Below are 2,999 nucleotides of genomic sequence, written 5' to 3'. Positions count from 1 at the left end.
CCGGGCGTCGCGCGCCTCAGGCGCGCCCTACTTCACGCGAGGGTTCGTGGGGGCTCGGGCAGGGCCTCGGGGTCGACGCCTGAACGGGCATCGACGTCGTGCGGGATCAGCACGACGTTCCCAGACAGGGGCCTGGAAAGCGACGCGGCGCCGGCGACGACGCCGGACGGGCAGCATACCATCGTCCCGCAGCATGAGCCCCTGCAGCCGACAGGGCAGCATCTCCCACCGGCATCGTCAGCCTGCAGCGAAGACAGCGGCTCGGCTGCCGGGGATTGTCCGTCGAGCGCAAGCCGGGTTTCGGCAGGGCCACCGACGATGCGGGACGGGAGGGTAATCGGCCTCGTCGCGACGGGAGGCGCTGCGTTCGCCTGAGTCGTTGATTGATGACGACCGTGGTGGGCATGGCCGTCGTGGGCTTGGACGGCAGACGGCGCGACGTAGGCGATGATCGCGAGGATCACCACCGCCGTCAGGCGCATGATTTGCCGGTCGAGGCTTATGAGGTCTGGCTTACACCGATTTCGGTGGCGGGACCATGTCCGCATGTGAAACGAAAATGGGGGGATGAAGGTTTGGTTGCCGCTGCGGCATTTCAAGCTGCCGCGAGCAGCGGCTCAGCCGGATCCGCGGCCACGGACACGAGATCGGCCCGCAAATTGATCCCGACTTGAGCGCACGGCTCGATGGCTTGGATGGTGCAGGTGATGGGCTTGGTGCAGCCGCCGCATCCGATCTTGTAACGGAACAGGACGCGCTTTCTTTGATGACGTGCCGCGGGTAGTGGGGCTTCCCGATTTGGGAGGGTCGGGGCGTGATGGTTGTTCTTGTGCGAACAAACCAAAATCGCGCATAAGAACCTCGATGGGTGTCGGCGGTTGGCATAGGCGTTGTGCCGTGTTGCAGGAGTGGTGCGCATTCGGTGCCCGCGCGCTCTTGCTTGCCCTGGCCATGTTCATCGTTTCGACCGTTGCGGGCTCCGGCGACGATCTTGCTGATCATGGCGGCCGCTACCAAAACGCAATCGGTGTGGGGACGCTAGTCACGCCCATGCCCACCGAGGCCGGCAATCCGGGTTTGGCCTGCCGCCTCCTTTGTGGCTGCCATCAGGTGGCCCCTCTCCAAGTCTCCTCCCACGTCACGCCGTCGACGGAGTTCGCCGGCCTGGGCTTTTCCTGGGTGGCCGAGGTTCCGACCTCCGTCACTCCCGACCGACTGGCGAGACCGCCCCGCGCGTAAGGTGACGCCGCGCTCCCAAGAGCGCGTTCGCCCGGCCCACATCTCGGCGCCGGTTCGTCCATCACCTGATCCAACGGGAACGACCGTGACCGCCCAAGCAGGCCGTCCGGCGTCCTTGTCGAGCGGCCCCCATGCGCCTCCTCCTGTTCGCGGTCCTCCTGGCCACCGGCATCGCCATAGGCGCAGCCGTCCCCGCCGTCGCCCGCTTCGTCAGGGACAATCTGGCCGCCGCCGGGCTGCCGAAAGACCTGTTCACCATCACCGTGCCACCCATCACCGCCAACCACGAACCCTCGAAGGCTGGGACGCCGCCCGACGGAGATGACGACGTCAAGAAGCCGGGAACCCCCAAGGCCACGAACGGCCACGAGATCGGGAAGCACGGGTACGAGCCGGGCGAGGAGCACCCCGAGAAGGGCGCAATCCGGATGGGACCCGAGGAGGTGGCGGCGCTCAACATCTCGGTCGTGAAAGTCGAGGGCGGCACGCTCGCCCGGCACCTCCTGGTACCCGGCGCCATCACCCCCGACACCGACCGGATCGCGCGCGTCCCGGCCCGGGTCGTGGGTACCGTCACGGAGATGCGCAAGCGCCTCGGCGACCGGGTTGCCAAGGACGAGATCGTCGCCGTCCTCGAAAGCCGTGACGTCGCCGACGCCAAGAGCGAGTACCTCATCGCCTCGGTACGCGCCGAGCTGGAGAAGACCAACTTCGACCGGCAGCAGGCGCTCTGGGACAAGCGCATCTCGTCGGAGCAGGTCTACCTGCGGACCAGGGCAACCTACACGGAAGCCACCTTGCGCGTCGACCTCGCCAGCCAGAAGCTGTCCGCCCTCGGGCTGAGCGCGACCGATGTCGCAGCCGCACAGAAACGAGAAGGTGCCACCCTGAACCAATCCACCCTGCGCCGGTACGAGCTCCGCTCGTCGCTCGCCGGCCGGGTCGTCGAGCGCAAGGTCGAGGTCGGGACGACGGTCGGCGGCAAGGGCGACCCCGCCGACATCTACACCGTCGCCGACCTCTCGACCGTATGGATCGAGCTGTCGGTGCCGACACACGAGCTCGCCATGGTTCGGGAGGGCGCACCCGTAGCTGTCACCCATGCCCATGAGGCCGGCGGCCGCCATGCCGACGGCAAGGTCGTCTTCGTCAGCCCGTTCTTGAACCCGGACACCCGCTCGGCGCGGGTCATCGTCGCCCTGCCGAACCCTGACCTTGCATGGCGCCCCGGCGCCTTCGTCACTGCCGGGGTGGAGATCGCGAACGACGCGGTCGAGGTGCACGTCCCGAAGGCCGCCCTGCAGACGGTCGGGGGCGAGCGCGTCGTTTTCGTGCGCACTGAGGAGGGCTTCGAGAAGCGGGAGGTCGAGCTCGGACGCTCGGACGACGATTCCTACGAGGTCGTCTCCGGACTGAAGTCGGGCGCCACCATCGCGGTTGCCAACTCCTTCATCCTCAAGGCCGAGCTCCGCAAATCCGAAGCGGGCGACGACTGAGGGCGACCGGACCTGATCTCCCGTATCCTCGCCTTCCCCGTTCGACAGGGCTGGCTCGACTTCGTGCCCGATATCAACAGCAACCAGGTGCTGTTCAACACCGTCGCGCCCACGCTCTCGCCCTTCGATATCGAGAAGCAGGTGACCTGACCGGTCGAGACCACGCTCGCCGGCATCAAGGGTTCGGAATACATCCGTTTGCGTTCGCGTAACGACTTCTCCCAGGTCACGGCGGTCTTCGCCGACGAGGTCAAGGTCTACTTC

2 protein-coding genes and 1 pseudogene are annotated in these 2,999 nt (G+C 66.9%); 2 read left to right on the top strand and 1 reads right to left on the bottom strand.

The genetic code is table 11. The features are described 5' to 3' along the window. Nucleotides 1–32 precede the first annotated feature (32 nt). Nucleotides 33–482 carry a hypothetical protein gene (locus AX737_RS32050; protein ID WP_238224428.1) on the bottom strand — a complete coding sequence of 150 codons (450 nt, stop codon included), beginning with the start codon at nucleotides 480–482 and terminating at the stop codon, nucleotides 33–35. Between the two features lie 888 nt (nucleotides 483–1,370). Between AX737_RS32050 and AX737_RS13380 the strand changes: the two genes are divergently transcribed. Both AX737_RS13380 and AX737_RS35820 read left to right on the top strand, forming a co-directional pair. Continuing rightward, nucleotides 1,371–2,735, top strand: a complete 1,365-nt coding sequence (locus tag AX737_RS13380; RefSeq protein ID WP_003596971.1) for an efflux RND transporter periplasmic adaptor subunit — start codon at nucleotides 1,371–1,373, stop codon at nucleotides 2,733–2,735. Nucleotides 2,736–2,747: 12 nt separating this feature from the next. Continuing rightward, nucleotides 2,748–2,999: pseudogene (locus tag AX737_RS35820) on the top strand (efflux RND transporter permease subunit); the annotation flags it as partial.

The sequence above is a fragment of the Methylobacterium sp. CCH5-D2 genome (assembly GCF_001556475.1).
Classification (GTDB): domain Bacteria; phylum Pseudomonadota; class Alphaproteobacteria; order Rhizobiales; family Beijerinckiaceae; genus Methylobacterium; species Methylobacterium hispanicum.
This window is presented reverse-complemented; position numbering and strand designations above follow the sequence as displayed.

Coding starts and splice junctions, on each gene's coding strand:
- AX737_RS32050 (WP_238224428.1), bottom strand. CDS start 482: ATGCGCCTGACGGCGGTGGTGATCCTCGCGATCATCGCCTACGTCGCG.
- AX737_RS13380 (WP_003596971.1), top strand. CDS start 1,371: ATGCGCCTCCTCCTGTTCGCGGTCCTCCTGGCCACCGGCATCGCCATA.